The sequence below is a fragment of the Streptomyces sp. SudanB25_2051 genome (genome assembly GCF_964272635.1).
GTDB lineage: Bacteria > Actinomycetota > Actinomycetes > Streptomycetales > Streptomycetaceae > Streptomyces.
On the sequence record NZ_OZ186787.1, the window covers coordinates 379358 to 400478 of the forward strand.

16 protein-coding genes are annotated in these 21121 nt (G+C 74.6%); 2 read left to right on the forward strand and 14 right to left on the reverse strand.

The window, feature by feature from the left end; translation table 11 throughout:
- Positions 1 to 132 precede the first annotated feature (132 nt).
- The 8 genes from ACSUPT_RS01700 to ACSUPT_RS01735 all read right to left on the reverse strand — a co-directional run bounded on the left by ACSUPT_RS01700 (position 133) and on the right by ACSUPT_RS01735 (position 7709).
- Positions 133 to 1572: a cytochrome P450 gene (locus ACSUPT_RS01700; RefSeq protein ID WP_399218069.1), complete on the reverse strand. Its 1440-nt coding sequence runs from the start codon at positions 1570 to 1572 to the stop codon at positions 133 to 135.
- Positions 1569 to 2219 carry a GTP-binding protein gene (locus tag ACSUPT_RS01705; protein ID WP_351963559.1) on the reverse strand — a complete coding sequence of 217 codons (651 nt, stop codon included), beginning with the start codon at positions 2217 to 2219 and terminating at the stop codon, positions 1569 to 1571. The genes ACSUPT_RS01700 and ACSUPT_RS01705 overlap by 4 nt, the downstream gene beginning before the upstream one ends.
- The gene (locus ACSUPT_RS01710; RefSeq protein WP_351963560.1) at positions 2200 to 2562 is read right to left on the reverse strand and encodes a DUF742 domain-containing protein; all 363 of its coding nucleotides are present in this window, start codon (positions 2560 to 2562) and stop codon (positions 2200 to 2202) included. The genes ACSUPT_RS01705 and ACSUPT_RS01710 overlap by 20 nt, the downstream gene beginning before the upstream one ends.
- On the reverse strand, positions 2559 to 2969 hold the full coding sequence (locus ACSUPT_RS01715) for a roadblock/LC7 domain-containing protein (protein ID WP_351963561.1): 411 nt from the start codon (positions 2967 to 2969) through the stop codon (positions 2559 to 2561). The genes ACSUPT_RS01710 and ACSUPT_RS01715 overlap by 4 nt, the downstream gene beginning before the upstream one ends.
- The gene (locus ACSUPT_RS01720) at positions 2966 to 4465 is read right to left on the reverse strand and encodes a sensor histidine kinase (RefSeq protein WP_361662311.1); all 1500 of its coding nucleotides are present in this window, start codon (positions 4463 to 4465) and stop codon (positions 2966 to 2968) included. The genes ACSUPT_RS01715 and ACSUPT_RS01720 overlap by 4 nt, the downstream gene beginning before the upstream one ends.
- Positions 4466 to 4799: 334 nt before the next feature.
- Positions 4800 to 5816, reverse strand: a complete 1017-nt coding sequence (locus tag ACSUPT_RS01725) for a saccharopine dehydrogenase (protein ID WP_436943286.1) — start codon at positions 5814 to 5816, stop codon at positions 4800 to 4802.
- 233 nt (positions 5817 to 6049) lie between these two features.
- On the reverse strand, positions 6050 to 6439 hold the full coding sequence (locus ACSUPT_RS01730; RefSeq protein WP_351963563.1) for a rodlin: 390 nt from the start codon (positions 6437 to 6439) through the stop codon (positions 6050 to 6052).
- A gap of 175 nt (positions 6440 to 6614) precedes the next feature.
- The gene (locus tag ACSUPT_RS01735; RefSeq protein WP_436943288.1) at positions 6615 to 7709 is read right to left on the reverse strand and encodes a hypothetical protein; all 1095 of its coding nucleotides are present in this window, start codon (positions 7707 to 7709) and stop codon (positions 6615 to 6617) included.
- Between the two features lie 233 nt (positions 7710 to 7942).
- Between ACSUPT_RS01735 and ACSUPT_RS01740 the strand changes: the two genes are divergently transcribed.
- Both ACSUPT_RS01740 and ACSUPT_RS01745 read left to right on the forward strand, forming a co-directional pair.
- The gene (locus tag ACSUPT_RS01740) at positions 7943 to 9175 is read left to right on the forward strand and encodes a cytochrome P450 (protein ID WP_361662320.1); all 1233 of its coding nucleotides are present in this window, start codon (positions 7943 to 7945) and stop codon (positions 9173 to 9175) included.
- Between the two features lie 730 nt (positions 9176 to 9905).
- Complete coding sequence (locus ACSUPT_RS01745; protein ID WP_351963566.1) at positions 9906 to 10829, forward strand: S1 family peptidase; 924 nt, start codon at positions 9906 to 9908, stop codon at positions 10827 to 10829.
- An 81-nt stretch (positions 10830 to 10910) separates the two neighbouring features.
- Here the strand turns inward: ACSUPT_RS01745 and ACSUPT_RS01750 are convergent, their stop codons facing one another.
- From ACSUPT_RS01750 to polX, 6 genes are all read right to left on the reverse strand, one after another.
- On the reverse strand, positions 10911 to 13079 hold the full coding sequence (locus ACSUPT_RS01750) for a cellulase family glycosylhydrolase (protein WP_436943289.1): 2169 nt from the start codon (positions 13077 to 13079) through the stop codon (positions 10911 to 10913).
- Between the two features lie 333 nt (positions 13080 to 13412).
- Positions 13413 to 14906: an MFS transporter gene (locus ACSUPT_RS01755; protein ID WP_351963803.1), complete on the reverse strand. Its 1494-nt coding sequence runs from the start codon at positions 14904 to 14906 to the stop codon at positions 13413 to 13415.
- Positions 14907 to 15056: 150 nt separating this feature from the next.
- Positions 15057 to 15764, reverse strand: a complete 708-nt coding sequence (locus ACSUPT_RS01760; protein ID WP_399218064.1) for a hypothetical protein — start codon at positions 15762 to 15764, stop codon at positions 15057 to 15059.
- The gene (locus tag ACSUPT_RS01765; protein ID WP_436943291.1) at positions 15761 to 17449 is read right to left on the reverse strand and encodes a protein kinase domain-containing protein; all 1689 of its coding nucleotides are present in this window, start codon (positions 17447 to 17449) and stop codon (positions 15761 to 15763) included. The genes ACSUPT_RS01760 and ACSUPT_RS01765 overlap by 4 nt, the downstream gene beginning before the upstream one ends.
- Positions 17450 to 17798: 349 nt before the next feature.
- Positions 17799 to 19064 carry an MFS transporter gene (locus ACSUPT_RS01770; protein ID WP_436943292.1) on the reverse strand — a complete coding sequence of 422 codons (1266 nt, stop codon included), beginning with the start codon at positions 19062 to 19064 and terminating at the stop codon, positions 17799 to 17801.
- A 150-nt stretch (positions 19065 to 19214) separates the two neighbouring features.
- On the reverse strand, positions 19215 to 20951 hold the full coding sequence (gene polX, locus ACSUPT_RS01775; RefSeq protein WP_404143797.1) for a DNA polymerase/3'-5' exonuclease PolX: 1737 nt from the start codon (positions 20949 to 20951) through the stop codon (positions 19215 to 19217).
- Positions 20952 to 21121 lie beyond the last annotated feature (170 nt).

Consider the following 21121-nt stretch of genomic DNA (forward strand, 5'->3'; position numbering starts at 1 on the left):
GTGCATGCCTCAACAGGCGTCGCGACGACGCCGGCTGAGGCACGGGATTTGATCAACTATGGCGCATAGTAGTCATCTGATAACCCTGTTCCAACAGGTCGGAGGTCCTTTGGAAGGAACGATTCCGTGAATTCAGCGGTTCGGCCGGAAGAACAGGCTCCACCACGTCTTCCGGGCGGGCTCTGGGCTGCCCGCGGCCGGCGCGGAGCTCGGCATGGGCGGCGGCACCTGCTCGGGCAGCGGTCCGGGGACGGTCGAGGCGAAGTCCTTCGGCGCGCTCGGGCTCCGCGGCGCCGCCGAGGCGGGCGGGGTGAACTCGACGGGCAGCGCCTCCAGACGCTTCGACAGCCACGCGGCGGACCAGCGCAGTTCGCCCTCGGGCACGGCGAGCCGCAGGTCGGGCAGACGGGCCAGCAGCGTGTCGATGCCGGTGTCGGCGATGGCACGGCCGATGTCCTGGCCGGGGCACTCGTGCGGGCCGCTGCTGAACGCCAGGTGGGCGCGGTTGCCGAGGAGCGGCTTGTCGAGGTCGGGGCGGATCTCCGGGTCCACGTTGCCGGCGGCGACGCCGAGCAGCAGCATGTCGCCGGCCCTGATCTGCTGGCCGCCCAGGACCGTGTCGCCGGTCGCCCAGCGGCCGGTGATCGCCGACAGCGGCGGGTCGTCCCACAGCACCTGCTCCAGCGCGTCCGGCAGGGTCATGTGGCCGCCGGCGAGGTTGGCGCGGAAGCGGCGGTCGGTGAGGACCAGGCGCAGGGCGTTGGCGATCAGGTTGACGGTGGTCTCGTTGGCGGAGATGAGGACCAGGCGCAGGTGCTCCAGCACCTCGTCGTCGCTGAGGTTCGCCTCGTGGCTCAGCAGCCGGCTCGCCAGGTCGTGGCCCGGCTGGGCCTTCTTCCGCTCGGTGAGGGTGCGCAGGGTCCGTACGACGAACTCGTTGCTGGCGACGGTCGTCTCGCTGCCCTTCATCAGGTCCAGGCAGGCGTCGACCAGGTGCGGCCCGTACTCCTCGGGCATGCCGAGCAGCTGGGTCATCACCAGCATCGGCAGCTTCTCCGCGAAGTCCCGGATGAGGTCGGCGCGGCCCTCGGCGGCGAAGGAGTCGACCAGCTGGTCGGTGTAGCGGATGACGTAGCGGCGCACACCGCGCCGGTCGAACTGGTCCAGGGCGTCGCGGACCGCCGCGCGGAGCCGCTCGTGCTCGGCGCCGTCGGTGAAGACGCACATGGGCTGCCACTCGACCATCGGGCGCAGCGGCGAGTCGGCGGGGACGCGCCCCTCCTTGAACATCCGCCACAGGCGGGAGTCGTTGGAGAACCGCGACGGGGACCGCATCACCTCCAGGTTCTCCCGGTGGCCCAGGACGATCCAGGCAGGCAGGTCGCCGTGGAGGAGGACGGGCGCGACCGGGCCGTGCTGCCGGCGCAGCTCCTCGTAGAGGGCCTTCGGGTCGCGCTCGGCCTCGGCACCGTAGATGCGGCGCAGCGCGCTGGCGCCGATGGTCCCGGCGTGGGCGGGGCAGCCGGGAGGCGGGGTGAGGCCCTGGAGGGATTCGGTGTGGGGGGCGGTCATGACGCCTCCTGGGTCGTCGCGAGGGTCTGCAGGTAGCGCATCAGCGTCATCAGGACGTCCCGCGCGGAGCCTCGGTCCCGGGCGTCGCAGGGGACGATCGGCACGGCCGGCGGCAGGTCGAGGGCGGTACGGAGCTCCTCGACCGGGTAGCTGGGCGCGTCCGGGAAGGTGTTGACGGCCACGACGAACGGCACGCGGCGCTCCTCCAGGCGGCCGAGCACGTCGAAGCTGACCTCCAGGCGGCGGGTGTCGACCAGGACGACCGCGCCGAGGGCGCCTTCGAACAGGCCGCGCCACAGGAACCAGAACCGCTCCTGGCCGGGTGTGCCGAACAGGTACAGGACCAGTTCCTGGTTGATGCTGATCCGGCCGAAGTCCATGGCGACGGTGGTCGACGTCTTGCCGTCGATCCCGGATGTGTCGTCGACGCCGACCCCGGCCTGGGTCATCGTCTCCTCGGTGGTGAGCGGGCGGATCTCGCTGACGGAGCCGACGAAGGTGGTCTTCCCCACGCCGAACCCGCCCACGATCACCACCTTGACGGCGGTGGTGGCCGTCTCGGGCAGCACGTCCTCGGTGCGCGGCCCCCGAACCGCGGCGCCGCCGTGCCGCTCGGAGCCGTTGTGCTCAGAGCTTCTGAAGTCCATCGATCACTGCCTCAATCAACGCGCGGTCGGGGAGTCGGGCGGGTGGGACGGGTGCGCGGGCGACGATGCGGTTGTCGGCGAGGAGGTCGCCGAGCAGCACCGTGACGACGCTGACCGGGAGGCCCAGGTACGCGGAGATCTCGGCCACGGACAGCGGTGACTGGCACAGCTGGACGATCGCCGCGTGTTCCGGTTGCATCCCGGGCTTCGCACCGGACTTCGCCACGATCAGCGTGACGAGGTCGAGTTGGGCGGGTGCCGACCCGCCGCTGCGTCCCCCCGTGATCACATAGAGCCGCTCGGGACTGGCTTCCTCCCAGTCACCGCCGCCCGCTCCGCTCACCTGGCGCCCTGCCCATCCTGTCGCGGCGGGCTGCTCAGGTGTTCTCCGATGCGCAGGACGAGATCCCGCATGCGCTGGCCCATCAGCCCCGCGTCGACGCCCTCGTCGGCGAGCACGGCCAGGTAGGCGCCGGCACCGGCGGCCATCAGGTAGAAGAAGCCGCCGTCCATCTCGATCACGACGAGCCGCATCCTGCCGTCGCTGTGCGGCAGTTCGGTGGCGACGGCCCCGGCCAGCGACTGGAGCCCGGCGCAGGCCGCGGCGAGCCGGTCGGCCGTGTCGTGGTCGGTGCCGTACTGGGCCATGCGCAGACCGTCGGCGGAGAGCACGACCACGTGTCGGGTTTGCGGCACGCCTTCCGCGAGGTCCTTGAGCATCCAGTCCAGATTGGCCTGCTGCTTGATCATTGCTGCGAGTTCCCCTTGCTTGCGTCGTTGGGCTCCCCGGACAGGCCGCTCTGGAAGGCGGCCAGCCACATTCCGGGCTGCACCTGAGGTGTCGGCTCCTGCTCGGATGCCGGGGTCGCGGACGCCGTCGGCGTCCGGCCCGAGGATGCGGCCGGTGCGGCGGCTGCGGCCTGCTGCGGCTCCGCGAGCGGCTTCCTGCGGCGTCGCTGCGGCAGGCCGTTCGCGGTCCGCTCGACCACCGTGGGGGCCTCGCCGTCCGCCACCGGGCCGGTCGCGGGACGCTCCGCGGGGGCCGGGACGGGGGCGGGGGCGGCGGGGGCGGCCGGGACGGCGGTGCGGGGTACGGAGGACGCGCCGATGCCGTGGGCGAGGCCCGAGGCGGCGGCGACGGTGGTGATCAGCTCCTGCGGGACGACGACGACGGCGCGGACACCGCCGTACGCGGAGGAGCGCAGCGAGACCTGGAAGCCGTACGCCTGCGCGAGGCGGCCGACGACGGCGAGGCCGAGGCGCGGGGTCTCGCCCAGGTCGTTGAGGTCGATGCCCTGCTGCGCCTGGCGGAGCATGCGCTCGGCGCGCTTGCGGGCCTCCTCGCTCATGGACACGCCGCCGTCCTCGATCTCGACGGCGATGCCCGACTGCACGTCCACGGCGGTCAGATGGACCTTGGTCTGCGGCGGCGAGTAGCGGGTGGCGTTGTCGAGGAGTTCGGCGAGCGCGTGGATGAGCGGCTCGACGGCGGGCCCGGTGACGGCGACCTCGGTGACGGAGTGCAGTTCGACGCGCTGGTAGTCGATGATGCGGGACATGGCGCCGCGCAGCACGCTGTACAGCGGGACGGCCCGGCTCCACTGGCGGCCCGGCCGGGCGCCGCCGAGGACGGCGATGGAGTCGGCGAGGCGGCCGATCAGGGCGGTGCCGTGGTCGATGCGGAGCAGGTCGCCGAAGACCTCGGGGCTGTGGCCGTGCCGGTCCTCCATCGCGCGCAGCTCCGTCGCCTGCTGGTGGACGATCGCCTGGACGCGGCGGGCGATGTTGACGAAGGCGCGCTGCGCCGACTCGCGCAGGTCCTCCTCGGCGGTCACGGCGTCGACGACCACGCGGACGACGGCCTGGTGCTCCTCGGGCGCGGTGAGCGAGGCGAGGACGTCCTCGGGGAACTCGCCCTGGCGCAGCCGCTGGACGGCGTCGGGCAGCAGGGTCCCCGCGAGGTGGGCGGTCTCCGCGTGCCGGCGGGCCAGGGCGGTGTCGCGGGCGGCGACGGTACGGCGCAGCTCCTCGATCACCCGCCCGCGGCGCGCGGCCTCGCTGCCGAGCACGGCGAGGAACAGAGCGGAAACCCCTCCGAAGACCGCGACCGGCCCTCTCGCGGAAGCCTCCACCATGGCCACCGAGACCCCGGTGGCGACGGCGATCACAGCGGCGGGCAGCAGCCACACGAAAGATGCCGCGGACCGCGGGCTTCCACTTCCGGGCGACGATTCCTCACGGACCATCAGCACCCTCAAACCCATCGAACGAAAAAGATCATATGACGACGAGCGCCGAGCATAGCCCGTACGAGTGAGGGAGTTTGACGGAGGGTCACGCGTTGGCCCGAAGTTTGCGCAAGGTTCCCCTTCTTGTGAATCGGGCGCAGCTGGAAGGACTTGATCGTGTTCAGGGGGTACGCCGGGAGCTTCCGGTTCCGGTGCCCGCACGGGGGCGGCGCGTACCCTCCCGGCACGGAGACGTGCCGATCGGGTACGGAGCGTGACCGTCGCGTGACCGGTCCGCTCGTCGCCGCGTTCGCGTGCCCCGACGCTCAGCGCCGCCTTGGGACCGGTCCGCTCACCGCTCCCCCGCGGGTGCCGGGCGGTGCAGGTTGAGCGCCCCGTCGGCGGCCAACTCCTCGGGCAGGCCGGCCAGCACCGGGAGCCGTTCGACATGGTGGACGCCGGACGGGAGCGTGCCGGTCAGCGCGGCGCGGGCGGCGCGGGCCGCGACCAGCGCGGTGACGCGGCTCTGCGCGCGGCCCGTCAGCGCGTGCACGGCGTGCCGGCCGCCGCGCCACGCGTCGGCCCGCACCGCGAAGCCCTCGCCGCCCACGTGGACGGCCCCGAACGCGGCCGTCAGCACGCGGCGTACGGCCGGGTGCCGGGCCGCGCGGCCGAGCCCGGCCCGGCGGGCGCCGAACAGGGCGGCCGTGAGGGCGCGGGAGTCCAGGCACAACCGGGTGGTGACGTCCGGGACGCCCAGGCCGGCGCGCAGCGTGTACTGGTCGGAGAAGGGGAACGGGTAGGCGGTCCGCGTGCCGTACCCGGGCAGGGGGAAGCGGGCCGGGCGGGCACCGGACGGGGGCGCGGCCAGGCCGTCGACGGTCCAGCGGACGGAGTCGCCGCCGTGCCGTTCGCCGGTGCCGAGCAGCACGGTCAGGGCGATCCGGTCGGCGCCGCCCACCTCCTCGTGCGCGCGGGCCGCGAGAAGATTCGTGAGCCCGGGGGCGAGGCCCACGCTCAGTACGGCGGTGGCCCCCGCGCGGACCGCGTCACCGTGCAGGGCGGCCACGCCGTCCAGCAGCCGGGGCGTCGCGCCGACGTCGACGAGGTGGACGCCGCGCTCCAGGCAGGCACGGGCCGCCCCCGGGCCCGGGGGTTCGACGCAGAGCACGACGGCGGCGACGTCCCCGAGCCCGTCCAGTACGCGGCCGAACCCCTCCGGATCGCCGACGTCGACGCGTACGCCCCGGCTGCGGCCGCCGGGAAGGACGCGGCCGGGGAACCACCCTTCGAGCGCGGCCGTCACGGTGGCGCCGACGGCGCCGAACCCGCCGACGACGAGGACGCGCCCTTGCTTCGCTGTAGTCATGCGCCTTGCCTAGCACGGCGGCCGTCGGCACCGCCGCTGTTCCGCCCGGCCGGGCGGCGGGATGGCGGGACGGCGGGGGCTCGCGGGGTGGTGGCCGGTCCGGGCGGGGACAACGGACGCTCACGGGGCGGCCGGCCAGGCAGCGGGGACAACGGACGCTCGCGGGCGCCGCGGGGACGGCGAAGGGCCGGTCGGGGGGTCCCGGCCGGCCCTTCGTACGGGCGGTGCGCGCGTCAGTCGACGGCGACGGCGCCGTTCTCCGAGATGAGGTTCTCGACGAGGTGCGACAGGGCGCTGTCACCCTTGACCGCCGTGGAGTTCTCGGCGCACTGCTGGTTCTGCGTGTCGTTCAGGATGTCCTGGACACCGATGTTCAGCAGGCCCACGACGTTCTGGACGTCGGCCTGGACGGGCACGCCCGCGCACAGCTTGTTCAGGGACCCCTGGACCAGGCCCATCTGGGGGCTCAGCTTGCCGCCCGTGACGGTGTTGCCGTACGCCTGCTCGGAGAAGTTGCCGTTCTGGGTCTCGACGTTGTGGTCGCCCACGGCGGACGCCATCGGCGCGGAGAATCCCAGGGCGGCCGCCGCGACGCCCGCGGTGGCGACGAACTTCTTGATCATGACTCATCCTTCTGGTCGGAAGACCCGGTGACCGGGCCTCCCTGCTAACCGGCGTCCCCCGGCCGCGTCACGGGCACGGCGTGCGGAAGGAGCGGCATTCACCCGTTCGGAGCGGCGCCCGCCCGCACGCGTGCGCGGTCGCGGCGGGCGGGTGCGGGGCCGGGGGCCGGTCGGGTCACCAGTCGCCGTCGCCGACGGGCTTCCCGGGCGCGGGCGCACCGCCCAGCGGGTGGATCTGGTGGGGTGCGGGCGGCACGAAGGGCGCGTGGTCGTCGCCGAGCCACTCCCCCACGGGCTTGACGTCCGACAGCGGCCCGGCGGGCGCGAGGTCGGTGGCGGACGCGTCGTCGTAGTCGTACCAGGGCAGGCCGGCGCGGGTGTAGGCGGCGCGGTCGACGGGGGACGCGGGGGGCTCCTCGCCGGTGATGCGGCGCCACTCGGGCGGGGTGACGAGGTGGACGAAGACCCGGCCCGACGGCTCGTCGGCCCAGTCGGAGAGCGGCCGGTCGTCCCGGTACACCTCCTGGCGCATCGTGCCGCCCGCGCCGAGGCCCATCGCGGCGGCGGGACGGCCGGCGCGGGCGCGGGCGGGGCCGCCCGGGGCGGCGGGCGCGGCCATCGGCGCGGGCATCGGGGCACCCGGCGCGCCGTACGCGGGCGGGGCGCCGGCGTCCCAGGAGGGCGCGGCCGCGGCCGCCGCGGCCGCCGCGGCGGCCCGCCGGGCCCGCTCCTCCTGCTCGGCCCGCCACGCGGCGCGGGCCGGGCCGCCGAGCCCGAACGCCTGGAGCTGGACCCCGCCCCAGGTCTCCTCGCCCGTCACCTGGCCCTCGACGGTGGCGCCCAGGCCGAGCGGCACGGCGACGAACTGGCGGACGGTGCCGCGCCCGGAGTTGATGCCGTCCAGCCACGGCTGGCGGGGCAGGACGACGTAGTTCTGCGGGTCGCGGCGGAGCGTGCCGCTCCAGGGGCGGCCCGAGACGGCGCACACCTTGCCGGCGCCGACCTGGAGCGCGGCGGGCTCGGCGCTGTCGAAGCTCAGCCACATCGCCTCGCGCAGGTACATGGGGACGAGCACCCCGCCGCGCGCCCGCCACTCCGGCGGCACGGTGTCGGCGTGGTCCTCGACGCGCCGTACGGGGAACTCGCCGAGCCCCGGCGGCAGGGGGTGGGTGCCGGTCTCCGGGAGCCGCAGCGTCCGGATGAACCGGACCCGCACCCCCTCGCCGAGCAGCAGGGTGTTCCCGTCGAGCCGTACGGCTGCCGCGGCCATCGCGCGCCCCTCTCTTCCCGGGCGGGCCCGGGTGGCTGGTTCTGTTTCCCGCTGCTATCACGGCGTGCGGTGCGCGTCGGTTCCGTAGGGCGCCGTGCCCCGGCGCGGGCGGGGGCCGGGGCGGACCGTCCGGAGTAGTCCAGCGGGTGTTCCGCGCGGCCGGGACGGATGGTGAGGGAGGGGCCGTCCGGGACGGTCCGCCCGTAACCGCGTCAGGAAACGGAGACACGCGCGTGATCGAGGACACCGTCGCACGACCGCCCCTGGGGCCGCCTCCCGTACGGTTCTGGCCGGCGCTGGACCTGAAGGCCACCGAGTTCGACCCGGTGCTCGAGGAGCTGATGCGGGAGGGGCCGGTCACCCGCGTCCAGCTGCCGCACGGCGAGGGCTGGGCCTGGCTGGTGACCCGGTACGAGGATGTGCGGGCGGTCGTGAACGACCCGCGCTTCAGCCGCGCGCCCGTCCCGGGGCTGTCCGTCACCCGGCTCGCCCCGCACTTCAAGCCGAGGCCCGGCTCGCTGGCCTTCGCCGAGCCGCCGGACCACAACCGGCTGCGGCGCGCCGTCGCGCCCGCGTTCTCGCTGCGCGGCGTGGAGCGGCTGCGCGGGCGGGCGCGGGAGATGCTCGACGAGCTGGTGGAGGGGATGCTGCGGGACGGGCCGCCGGCCGATCTGATCGGCCGGGTGCTCGGGCCGTTCCCGACCACGGTGATCTGCGAGCTGATGGGGATTCCTCAGGCCGACCGGGAGCGGATGAGCGGCTGGGTGGAGGAGATCCTGTTCCCGGCGAACGGAGCCGCGGCGACCGGCCGGGCCAAGGACGAGATGTACGCCTGGTTCGAGCGGGAGATCACGGCGCGTACGGCCGATCCCGGCGACGGCGAGGACATCCTGTCGCTGCTGGGCGCGGCCGTCGCGGCGGGCGACATCAGCGCGGAGGAGGCCGTCGGTCTCGTCGGCCCGGTGCAGATCGGCGGCGAGGCCGTCACCAACAACTGCGGCAACATGCTGTACCTGCTGATGACCCGGCCGGGGCTGCGGGAGCGGCTGCGCGCGGAGCCGGATCTGCGGCCGCGCGCCCTGGACGAGCTGCTGCGGTACATCCCGCACCGCTCGTCGGTGGGTCTGGCGCGGATCGCGCTGGAGGACGTGGAGCTGCGGGGCATGCGGATCGCGAAGGGCGACGCGGTGTACGTGTCGTACCTGGCGGCCAACCGGGACCCGGAGGTGTTCCGCGACCCGGAGCGCATCGACTTCGACCGGTCGCCGAACCCGCATGTGTCCTTCGGGCACGGTCCGCACTTCTGCACGGGGGCCCTGCTGGCGCGGATGGAGATCGAGCTGCTGGTGGAGATGTTCCTGGACCGGCTTCCGGAGAGCACCCGGCTCGCGGTGCCCCCCGAGGAGGTCCCGTGGCGGCGCAGCGCCCTCATCCGGGGTCCGCGGGCGCTGCCGGTCACCTGGTGACGGTGTGCACGGCCCACACACACGGTCACCGGTGACCGTGTGGTCCGCCCGTGCGCGGCCCACACGGTCACCGGTGGCGGGTGTTCCGCCCGTACGGGTCGCGGGGGTTTCCCGTCGGCCGGCGGTGCCTGACGGCCTGTCGGGAGGGTGCCGGGGCGCCCTCCGGACAGGGGAAGACGGATTCCGGACACATGGCGGGGCGGTGCGAACGGGAGTGATTGCCGCATAAGGGGGCGACGGGCCCGCGGGAGCGCTCCCGTGGGCCCCGTCGGCACGGATTGCGAGCGCCACGGCTTCGCCGGGCGGTAGCGCGGCCCGGTCCGGCGGCCGGAAACGCGGCCGGGCCGCGCGCGGCTGACGGTCCGTCCGTTCAATCGTGAACAGCCCGAACGGTCGGTCCGCCGCCCTTCTCGCACACCCGTGCGCCCTCCGCTCGCAGGGGCGGTTCCGGGTGCCGCGCCGGCCGGGCAGCAAACGCTTGCACGACTTTGCAGCGACCCGCGGGCGCGGTGGCGTCTCGTGGCGAATCCGGCCTTTCGCCGCCCTGACCGCCGGGCGTACGGGGAGCGACCAAAAGGAAGCCTTGTGGCGGGGGTGAACCGGACGCGAGTATTCCCAGCGTCACAAGTTGTCAGGCACATGCCGACTCCCGGTCACCGCCGGGCCGCCGGCACCGCCTGTCGGGCCCGTCCACCCAACGGGCCCCGACTTTCCCCCACCGGAGGACGCAGTGAACTTCAAGCGCTTCACCCCCCGCGGCGGACTCGCCAGAGGTGCGCGGCTCACCGCCATCGCCGCCGCCCTGGTCACCGCCACCGCGCTTGCCGCCCCGAGCGCCGGGGCGGAGACCGCCGAGGCGACGCGGGCTTCCGTCGCGGAGCTCGCCCAGGTCAGCGAGGCCGTGCTCGACGCGGACGTGCCGGGCACCGCCTGGTACACGGACGCCAAGTCCGGCAAGCTGGTCGTCACCGCCGACTCCACCGTCTCGGCCGCCGAGCTGGCCAAGCTGAAGAAGGCGGCCGGCGACAAGGCCGGCGCCGTGGAGATCAAGCGCACGCCGGGCACGTTCAACAAGCTCATCGCCGGCGGCCAGGCCATCTACGCGTCCGGCGGCGGCCGCTGCTCCCTCGGCTTCAACGTCCGCAACAGCAGCGGTGTGACCTTCGCCCTGACGGCCGGTCACTGCACGGAGATCGCCAGCACCTGGTACACGAACTCCGGCCAGACCACCCTGCTCGGCTCGCGCGCGGGCACCAGCTTCCCGGGCAACGACTACGGCATCATCCGCCACTCCAACTCGGCGGCGGCGGACGGCCGGGTGTACCTGTACAACGGCTCGTACCGGGACATCACCGGCGCCGGCAACGCCTACGTCGGCCAGACCGTCCAGCGCAGCGGCTCCACCACCGGTCTGCACAGCGGCCGCGTCACCGGCCTGAACGCCACGGTCAACTACGGCGGCGGCGACATCGTCTCCGGCCTCATCCAGACCAACGTCTGCGCCGAGCCCGGCGACAGCGGCGGCGCCCTGTTCTCCGGCTCCACCGCCCTCGGCCTGACCTCCGGCGGCAGCGGCAACTGCTCCTCGGGCGGCACCACGTTCTTCCAGCCCGTCACCGAGGCGCTCAGCGCGTACGGCGTCAGCATCATCTGACCCGTCGCCCGGCGCGCGCTCCTCAAGGCCGGTGGCCCGCACTGTGCGGGCCACCGGCCGCGCGCGTCCGTACCGGACGGGTCAGGCGGGCGGGGCGCCCCAGGCGAGGTCCTGGCCCGTGTAGGCGGGAACGGTCCGGGCGTCGGTGTACGCGGAGGACGGGGCGCGGCTGTGGTCGTCGCGCTCGTCGAACGGCGACCAGTCCGCCTTGCTCATCCGGAGCTGGATGTCCCCGGTGTCGCGGCCCGCCGCGAGGGTGCCGTCGGTGAAGCCGACCTCCAGGTACGCGTCGGCTCCCGCGACCGGCGCGGGCAGCGGGACGACGCGCAGCCGCAGCCGGGAGCAGCCGACCGCCGCGTAGTCGCACCAGGCGCTCACCGTGGGCGCGCCGCCGTCGCGGGTGAAGTAGTAGCGGGCGGTGACGGCGGACAGGTCGAGCGCGGTGGTCCCGGTGTTGGCGACGCGCAGCTCGGGCCGGATGGCGTTGTCGCCCGGCGCGCCGTCGGTGGTGCGGTGCAGGACCTTCAGGCCGCCGGCCGGACCGCCGCCCGAGGAGGCGGTGGTGACGGTGAGCGGGGCGGACGGGGCGGAGGTGTTCCCGGCGGCGTCGCGGGCCCGCACGGTGTAGGTGTAGCGCGTCGCGGGGGTCAGGCCCGTGTCGGTGTACGCGGTGCCGGTGACCGGCGCGGTGGTGACCTTCGCGCCGTCGCGGTGGACGTCGTAGCCGGTGACGGCCGTGTCGTCGGTGGACGGCGCCCAGCGGAGCGTGACGGACGCGGAGCCGGTCGCGGTCGCGGCGAGGCCGGTGGGCGCGGTGGGGGGCGTCGTGTCCTGGCCGCCGCCCCCGTCGCCGTACACGTCGGTGAGGCTCAGGCCGGTGGTGCTGCCCGCGCCGCCGAGCGGGACCCGGTGGTCGAGGCCGACGAACTTGCCGCCGTGCTGCCACAGGGACGGCTTGAGGAGCGCGTACTTCTCCTCGTCCCAGGTCCTCCAGTCGTTCAGGAGCAGGCCGCCCGTGTCGCCGGAGTTGGGGTTGAGGCACCAGAAGGTGTGGTGGAGGCCCTCCTCGGCGATGAGGTCGCGCAGGGCCGTCATCCACTTCTCGTTGGGGCCGCCGTCCATGAAGCCGCCCCACTCGCCGATGAGGACCGGCGCGGTGTTCTCCTTGTGGAGGTAGAGCCAGTTGGGGTCCCAGACGTCGCGTTCGAGCGTGGCGCGGTTCCAGTCGCCGGTGAACCACGGCTGGGGCGCGACGAGCGGCCCGTAGTCGTGCGGCGAGTAGACGAGCTGGTCGTTGCCGGCGCCGAGGTCGACCGGGTGATCGCGGACGCCGCGGAGGTTGCCGCCCCACCAGGTGGAGTGGTAGTCGGCGGCGTTGGTGGACGACCAGCCGGACCCGTTCTTCGGGTAGATCTGGATGCCCTCGCAGAGGATCAGCAGGTGCGGGTTGATCGCCAGGATGCGCTTGCCCGCCGTCTCGCAGGCGTACTTGAAGTTGTCCTGGTCGGTGGAGCCGTCCCACTTGGCGCGCGGGGTCTCGCCCGCGCCGCCGTGCGGCTCGTTCTTGATGTCCATCGCGACGATCGTGTCGTCGCCCCGGTAGCGGGCCGTCACCCACTCCCAGGCGGTGTGGAAGTCCTCGGCCGTGATGGTCCCCTTCCACCACACGGGATGGAAGTGGCCGGCGTTGTCGGCCTCGGCGCTGTGCACGTCGAGCATGACCTTGATGCCGTACTGCTCGCACAGGTCCAGCCAGTGGTCGAACACCTGCAGGGTGGTCTTGCCGGCGAGCTCCGGGTTGGCGTACGCGCTGACGGCGCTCGACACGGCGGCGCGGCCCTCCTTCCACTCCAGGAGCAGCTGCGTGGAGACGGGCACGCGCACGATGTTCACGCCGCGCTGCGCCATGGCGCGGGTGAGGTCGGCGATGTTGGCCGACCACAGGCCGTGGAAGACGCGTTCGGTGGTGTTGAACCCGAACCAGTTGGCGCCGGTGAGTCGGACCTCGTTGCCGTGGGCGTCGACGATCCGGTTGCCGCGCGTGTGCAGCCAGTCGTCGTCGGCAGCGGCGGTACCGGCCCGCTCGGGCGCGGCGGGCGCGGCGGCGGCCGGGGGCGGTTCGGGGGGCGGGGCCGCGTCGGCGGCCGGGCCGGCGGCCCACAGCAGCGCTCCGGCGAGCACGGCGGCGGCCAACGCGCGTAACCGCCGGTGGCGTACGGCGGCTGGGGGGATGGCGGGGGGCTGTCCCACGGCGTCACGTCCTATCTGTTGCGAGCATGACAAACGGTGCGGCAAGGGATGGGAGCGCTCCCATTCACCGCGCGTTCATAGAGCCAGCCCCGGCGGAACCTGTCAACCGTCCGCGCAGAAACCGCTCTCGCCCGAGCGTCGCGTACCGTCCCGGCGGCCGCGCGGCCGCCGGGACGACCAGGGTCCGGGTCCCCCGCCGCCCGATACCGGCCGACCCTCCGAAAGTCCCGGAGCAGCGCCCGCCGCCCCGGCACGGTGGGCAGGCGCCGCAGGCCCGCGACCGACGGTGTCAGGGGCGCGGTCAGATTCCGCAGCGGTCGGGTTCCGGGGCGGTCAGCCGTGTCCCGCGCCTCCGGGGCCGAGGCCGCCGCCCTGCAGGCGCTCCAGGTCGCCGGGCCGCACCTGGATTACCAGCAGGGCGATCAGCGCGCCGACCGCGGCGAACACGGCCGCGAGGATGAACGCCACCGACACGCCGGCCGTCAGCACCTCGTGCGCCCAGGGCGGCGGCAACTCGCCCGTGCGCTGGAACCGCAGCCGTTCGGGCGCGCTCGCCCGCGCCATGAAGTCGGCGACCTGGTGGTCCGCCTCGCCGCGGCTGGCCGTGCCGAAGACGGTCACGAGGATGGACAGGCCCAGCGAACCGCCCACCTGCTGCGTGGTGTTCAGCAGCCCCGACGCGGCGCCCGTCTCGTGCGGGGCCACGTTCGACAGGGCCATCAGCGTCAGCGACACGAACTGCATGCCCATCCCGAGGCTCAGCACCAGCATCGGTCCGAGGATGCTGCCCGCGTACGTGGAGTGGGCGTCCGTCAGCGTCAGCCAGCCGAGCCCGGCCGCCGCGAGCAGCGCGCCCAGCACCATGAACGGCTTCGGGCCGAAGCGGGGCAGCAGCTGCGAGGCGATGCCCGCGCCGACCGCGATGACCGCGCTGACCGGCAGGAACGCCAGGCCCGCCTTCAACGGGCCGAAGCCCAGCACGTTCTGCACGAACAGCGTCAGGAAGAAGAACATCCCGAAGATGGCCGCCGCGAGGCTGAGCATCATCCCGTATGTGCCGGCCCTGTTGCGGTCGGTGAACATGTGGAGCGGGGTGATGGGCTGCGGCGAGCGGCGCTCGACCAGGAAGAAGGCCGCGAGGACGACCACGGCCGCGCCGAACGACGCCAGCGTCAGCGGGTCCCGCCAGCCCTCCTGCGCGGCCCGGATGAACCCGTACACGAGCAGGACCATGCCGAGCGTGGAAGTGAGGGCGCCGGCGATGTCGAAGTGGCCGGTCTGCCGCTCCGACTCCTTGATCCAGCGCGGGGCGGCGAGCAGGATGAGAAGCCCGATCGGCACGTTGACGAAGAGCACCCACCGCCAGTCGAGCCACTCGACGAGCATGCCGCCGGCGAGCAGGCCGATCGCGCCGCCGCCCGCCGAGACGGCCGCGAAGACGCCGAACGCGCGGTTGCGTTCGGGCCCTTCGCGGAACGTGGTGCTGATGAGGGAGAGCGCGGTCGGTGAGGCGATGGCGCCGCCGAGGCCCTGCAGGGCGCGGGCGGCGAGCAACTGCCAGGAGTTCTGGGCGAATCCGCCGAGCAGCGACGCGAGCGCGAACAGTCCGACACCCACCATGAACATCCGCCGCCGACCCAGGATGTCGCCGGTGCGGCCTCCGAGCAGCAGCAGTCCGCCGAAGGCGAGGGTGTAGGCGTTCACCACCCAGGACAGTCCCGTCGTGGAGAAGTCCAACGACCGCTGGATCTGCGGGAGAGCGATGTTCACGATGGTGATGTCGAGGACCACCATGAGTTGGCTGCTGGCAATGACCAGCAGTGCTATGCCGCTGCCGTCGCCCTTCTTCCGGGTGGCGGCCCGCGACACGGAAGTGGAGCGGGGGACGGTCATGGCACACACCCTCGGGGGCGGGACCGTGGACGGGGATCGTCCACCGTTCAACGCTAAGCCCGTGCCGCGGGGGTCACCACTCGATCAGGGGACCCCACCTGTACAGGCGTACGTGAACGTGGTACTGGCCGTGTGCCGACTCGGCGTCAGGATCTGGAGCTCCGCGCGCGCCTCGTACGCGCCCCTGCCGCTGAACGTCCACAGCAGATGCAGCCGCGCCTCCCGCCCGCCCCGGCGCACCCGTTCGGTGAGCACCCCGGACGTGGAGCCGTCGCTGCGCAGCCACCGGTAGGTGAGGGTGCCGGGGCGTCCGTCGGTGCGGACGACCGCGACGACGTCGGCCGTCCCGCCGCAGCCGTCGCCCGTGGCCGCGCGGGCCGGTACGACGCCGTCGGTGCGGACCGCCACGTCGAGTACGGCGGCCCGCGGCCCGTACCGCTGCCAGGCCAGGAAGGCGAGCACGCAGAGCAGTACGAGCGCGGGCAGCGCGTACCGGCGCGCGCGCCGCGCCGGGCGCCCGGGCGGGGGCGGCACGGGCCCGACGAGGGTCGGCGCGCCGCCGGGGGTGCGACCGCCGGGGTGCGGGGGCGTGCCAGTGCCGGGCGGGGGTGTGCCGGTGCCGGGCGGGGGTGTCGGCACGCCGGGGCCGAAGCGCAGCACCGTGCCCTCGACGCGGTCGGGGAGCGCGGGTGCGCGGGCCGGGGCCTCGACCCAGTGGTCGGCCAGTTCCGTGGCGCTGTAGTCCGGGTCGTCGGCGGGCCGTCCGGGACGGGGGGTGCGGGGGCCGGTCATCGGAGCTCGCACCTCCGGGTGAGCAGCTGCCGGGAGGCGCCGCCACCGGCGGGCGCCGGGTCGCTGGTCGCGCCGACCGTCCAGTAGCAGGCGGTCGCGGCGAACGTGTGGGTGAGCGTGACGGTGTAGCCGGTGGCGCCGCCGCGCCGGTACGTCTCGGTGGCCCCGTCCTGGGCTCCGGTCGTGGCCGGTGAGTCCCCGGCGTACCAGCGGACGCCCAGGGTGACGGGGCCGGGGCCGTCGGTGGCGATGTGGAAGGTGGCGGTCGCGGTGGTGGGGCCGGTCTGGCGGAAGTCGGTGACGGTGACCGCCTTGACGGCCGCCGCCGCGGCGGTGGGCGCCGGTGACGCGCTGGTCCCGGTGGGGTCCGGGGCGGGCGGCGGGGTGGTGGTCGGCGCGGCCGTCGTCGGGGAGCCGGTCGTGGGGCCGTCCGCGGGCGGCGGTGTCGCGGTGGCGGCGTCCGGTGTGTCCGGGGCCGTCGGGGCGGGCCCGGTGGAGGCGGAGGGGTCCGGGGCCGCGGAGGAGGGTGCCGGCGTGGACGGCGACGGGCCGGGCGCGGCCGTGGGGGACGCCGTGGCGCTCGGGGACGGGACGGGCACGGCGGCGTCCGCGCGTACGTCGGTCGTGGCGGCGGAACCCGCGGCGGCGCCGGGAGCGGTCAGGGCGGCCGGGGCCCCGGTGAGGACGGCGGCGATGACGAGGAGCAGTCCGGCGGTGATGGCGCCCCAGCCGAGCGGGTTGGGCAGCCACGCGCGCCACCAGGGCTGGTCGGGCAGCGCGGTCCGGGCGAGAGCGGTGGTGGACTCGGCGCGGTCGCCCGCGGACGGGAACAGCAGGGGCAGGAGGGCGGCCAGGGAGGCGAGGCGGCCGCGGCCGCGCTCCTCCCAGCGGGGCCCGTACGCCGCCGCGGCGATCTCCTCCAGGCGGCGGACGAACGCGGCGGCCTCCTGCGGGCGGTCCCCGGGCGCCTTGGCGAGCCCCTGCTGGACGAGCGGGCGCAGCGGCTCGGGCACGTCGTCCTCGGGCACGGGCGCCTCGATGTGCCGCAGGGCCAGTTCGGCGATGTTCTCGCCGGTGAAGGGCTTGCGGCCGGTGAGGCACTCGTAGAACGTGGCGGTGGCGGCGTACACGTCGGACGCGGGCGACGCGGGGGCACCGGTCCACTGCTCGGGAGCCATGTAGGCGGGCGTTCCGGCGACCCCGGCGGAGGTGCCCCGGCCGGTGGCGATGCCGAAGTCCACGAGGCGGGAGGCGCCGTCGGCGGTGACGAGGACGTTCTCGGGCTTGTAGTCGCGGTGGACGACGCCGTCGGCGTGCGCGGCGGCGAGCCCGAGGAGCGAGCCCTTCAGGACGGTGAGCGCCGCCTCCGGGCCGACCGGGCCGTACTCGCGGAGCAGGGCGCGCAGGGCGAGGCCGTCGACCAGCTCCATGACGATGGCGGCGCCCTCGCGAGCCTCCACGTACTCGTACAGCCGCACCACGTGCGGGGTCTCCAGCGCGCCGAGCAGCCGCGCCTCGGCGCGGAACCCCTCGACGAAGGCGGGGTCGCGGCGCAGGGTCTCGCCCAGGTACTTGACGGCGACGCGCGTCCCGGTCGCGTCGTGCACGGCGAGCACGACCCGCCCGGCGGCCCCCGCGCCGAGCTCCCGCACGTCCGTGTAGCCGGGCACGGCCCACTCACCCATACGAAGCCCCCCTCGTACCTCCCCGCGGCTTCACGACCGCTCCCCCACAGGGACACTTCCCGGCCACGACCGGTTCCCGCCCCCCGGGGAACGGCGGGCGGTCGCCCGGTGGGCCCGCGGTCGCGGCGCACACCCATGACATCGCGCGGGGCCTGTCCGTGGAGTGGCTGCCCCCGGCGCCGCTGCGCGCGGGCGTGCTGGAGCGGGTCTTCCCCGACGCGCCGCCGGGAGACCCCGTACGCGTACTGCTGTGGTGCACAGGCCGGGGCGACCTCGACGGCCTTCCCCGCCGCACCGCCTCGGTGTGGAGAGCGGCGCGGGGCGGCCCACGGGCAGCCCGGCGTGCCGCTCAGCGGCGGCGGCGCGTGGCCGCGGCGACGGCCGGCAGGAGCGCCAGGGAGAGGACGCCGCCGGCGAGGGCGAGGACGGGGTATCCGGCGGCGGCGACCACCAGACCGGAGGCCATGCCGCCGGCCGCGCCCGCGACGGCGACGGAGACGTCCACCAGGCCCTGGGTCCTGGCGCGGGTGGCGAGCGGGACGGTGTCGGTGATGATCGCCGTGCCGGAGACGAGGCCGAGGTTCCAGCCGAGGCCCAGCAGGGCCAGCGCGAGCGCGAGCAGGGCGACGGAGTCGGCGGGGGCGAGCGCGGCGAGGACACCGGCGGCCAGGAGGGTGATCCCCGAGGCGGCGGCGACCGTCATCCGCCCGTAGCGGTCGACGAGCCAGCCGGTGAGCGGCGACGGGAGGTACATGGCGCCGATGTGGAGGGCGATGACCAGGCCGGAGGCGGCGGTGCCGTGGCCGTGGCCGTGCATGTGGACCGGTGTCATCGTCATGATCGCGACCATGACGAGCTGGGTGAGCACCATGACCAGCGTGCCGAGGACGACGCCCGCGCGGTGGTCGCCGGTGTCGGCGGCTCCGTCGGCGGGCGGGCGCGCGGCCGGGTCGGCCTCCTCGGCGCGGGCGATGTCGCGGGCCAGGAGCAGCGGGTCGGGGCGCAGCCACACGGCGAGGACGAGCGCGGCCAGCGCGTACGCGGCGCCGGACAGGAGGAAGGGCCCGGCGAGGTCCGGCAGGCCGAGGGTCTCGGCGAAGGCGCCGGTCGGCGCGGCGAGGTTGGGGCCCGCGACGCCGCCGAGGGTGGTGGCGACGAGGACGGTGGAGACGGCGCGGGCGCGGTGGCCGGGCGCGGCGAGGTCGGCGCCGGCGTACCGGGCCTGGAGGTTGGTGGCGGTGCCGGCGCCGTAGACGAACAGGGCGGCGAACAGCAGGAGGGCCTGGTCCAGGGCGGCGGCGGCGATGACCCCGGCCGAGCCGACGGCGCCCGTCAGGTATCCGGCGGCGAGGCCGGGGCGGCGGCCCCGCGCCTGGGAGACGCGGCCGACGGCGACGGCCGCCAGCGCGGACCCGGCGGTGAACAGGGCGCTGGGCAGCCCGGCGAGGCTGGTCGAGCCGAGCATGTCCTGGGCGAGGAGCGCGCCGACGGTGACGCCCGCGGCGAGCCCCGCGCCGCTGAGGACCTGGGAGGCCACGAGGACGCGCAGGATGCGGCGCTGCGCCCGGTCTGCGGATATGGGGGCCGTCGTGCCGGCGGGTGCGGTGCTGGTCATGTTCTCTCACGGTCGTGGACGTCCGCGGCGGACCCGCCGCACTCCTGGCGGCCGCCCGTGTCGGACGCGGGTCGGCACACCATGCGGCCGATTCTGGCACCGACCGTGCCGAGGCTCGCGGCCGCGGGGGCGGGCCTGCCGGCCGGGGGGTCAGCGCGAGCCGGGGCGGCCCTGGGTGAGGAAGCGGCGCAGGCGGGTGAGCGGCCAGGTGTTGATGATGTCGTCGGGGGTCAGCCAGGCGCGCTGGGCGGTGCCGACGCCGTAGCGGAGGTACGGCAGGTGCGTGGTGGAGTGGGCGTCGGAGTTGACGGCGAACCGTACGCCGTGGCTCTTGGCGCGCAGGATGTCCTCGTCGCGCAGGTCGAGCCGTTCCGGGTGGGAGTTGATCTCCAGGGCGGTGCCGGTGCGGGCGCAGGCCTCGAAGACGGCGTCGAAGTCGGCGTCGAGGCCGGGGCGCTTGCCGATGCGGCGGGTGGTCGGGTGGCCGATGACCGCGACGTACGGGTTCTCGCAGGCGCGGACGATGCGGCGGGTGAGGGCGGCCCGGCTCTGGTTGAAGTGGGAGTGCACCGAAGCCACGCACAGGTCGAAACCGGCGAGGAACTCGTCGGGCCAGTCCAGTTCCCCGTCCGGGCCGATGTTGAGTTCCGTGCCGTGCAGCAGCCGCATGCCGCGGTGGCGCCGGTCGAGGGCGCGGACCCGCTCCCGCTGGGCGAGGATCTTCTCGTCGGTCATGCGCTGCATGGACAGGTCCGGCGCGTGGTCGGTCACCGCGTAGTACGCGTAGCCGCGCGCGGCGGCCGCGGCGACCATGTCCTCCAGGGAGGCGAGGCCGTCGGTGAGGTCGGTGTGGGTGTGCAGGTCGCCCCGGATGTCGCTCTCCCGGACCAGCTCGGGCAGCTCGCCGCGCAGCCCCGCCGCGATCTCGCCGCGGTCCTCGCGCAGGGTCGGCGGGATCCACGGCAGACCGAGGCGCGCGTAGACGTCCTCCTCGGTCTCGGAGGTGATCTTGCGGCCGGTCCTCGCGTCGAAGAGGCCGTACTCGGAGAGCTTCAGCTTGTGCCGGACGGCGATCTCGCGGGTGCGGATGTTGTGCGCCTTCGAACCGGTGAAGTACTGCAGGCCCGCGCCCCACGACTCGGGCGGCAGCACCCTGAGGTCGACCTGGAGGCCCTTGGTGGTGCGGATCGAGGTCTTCTTCTCGCCGTGCGCGATGACCTCCGCGGTGTACGGGAGGGAGGCCACGGCGTCCATGAAGGGCCGCGCCCGCTCGGCCGCCACGAGGACGTCGATGTCGCCGATCGTCTCGCGCATCCGGCGCAGCGAGCCTGCGTACGCGCAGCGCACGCAGCCGGTGATCCCGGACAGTTCGGCGACGATCTGCTCGGCGACGTCCATGGCGGCGCTGATCAGGATGCGGCCGTCGCCCGCCTGCTGCATCAGGGAGATGCCGTGCAGGATGTTCTCCTCGGTCTTCTCGCCGAAGCCCTTCAGGTCGCGCAGCCGCTCGCCGCGGATCGCCTCCAGGAGCTGGTCCACGGAGGAGATCCCCAGCTCCTCGTGGAGGACCATCGCCTTCTTGGGGCCCAGCGTCGGGATGGCGATCAGCTCGCGGACCCCGGCGGGGATCGCGGCGCGGGTCTCCTCGATCTCGGGGACCTTCCCCGAGCGCAGGAACTCCACGACCTTCGCGGCGATCGACCGGCCGACGTTCGGGATCTCCCGCAGGCCGTCCACGTCGAGCTTCGCCACGTCGGCCGGGTGCCCGCCGATGGCGCGGGCGGCCTTCTCGTAGGCACGCGCCTTGAAGGCGTCGCCTCCGCTGATCGCGATGAGGTCGGCGTACTCCTGGAGCAGCGCCTCGACCTCCTCGTTGGCTCGGCTCATGCCTCCAGGGTGCGCCGGACCCCCCGCCCGGGCACCCCGCAGCCCCCGACCCACCCGCCCCGACCCGACCCGAGCCGGAGCCCCGGCAGCCCGGGACCAGCCCGGCACCGCCGCGAGCGGGGGCGGGCGGTGTGCGTGGGGTCGCCGGGGGAACACGCGCGGTGTTAGAA